The organism is Megasphaera indica, from assembly GCF_046614755.1.
Classification (GTDB): domain Bacteria; phylum Bacillota; class Negativicutes; order Veillonellales; family Megasphaeraceae; genus Megasphaera; species Megasphaera intestinihominis.
Window position 1 is genome coordinate 1 of sequence record NZ_JBKKJR010000066.1, and the last position, 324, is coordinate 324.

1 protein-coding gene is annotated in these 324 nt (G+C 44.1%); it reads left to right on the forward strand.

The features are described 5' to 3' along the window. Positions 1-324, forward strand: a 324-nt coding sequence (locus ACFCTO_RS12200) for a helix-turn-helix domain-containing protein (protein WP_499876975.1), incomplete at both ends; no start/stop codon positions are given.

The window sequence follows — 324 nt, forward strand, 5'->3', positions numbered from 1 at the left end:
CAGTCTTACTTAACAAGCGAATTTTCATATCAGGAACTCGCCCTTCAAGTAGGAATCAACAATCCGACAATGATTGCCAGATGGGTCAATGAATTTAAAATAGCTGGGCCGAATGCATTACGGCCACATAGGAAAGGCAGGAAAAGAACTTTGAGCGAATCACGAACCAGAAAACCAGATACTCAGGAGCAGAAGCCAGTCGTCGATACCAGCGTGGAACATGTCCAGGAGTTAGAGGATGAAAATCTCAAACTCCGGATAGAGAATGCTTTTTTAAAAGAACTGAGGAGACTGCGTTTAGAGGACGAAGCAAAAACGAGAGGG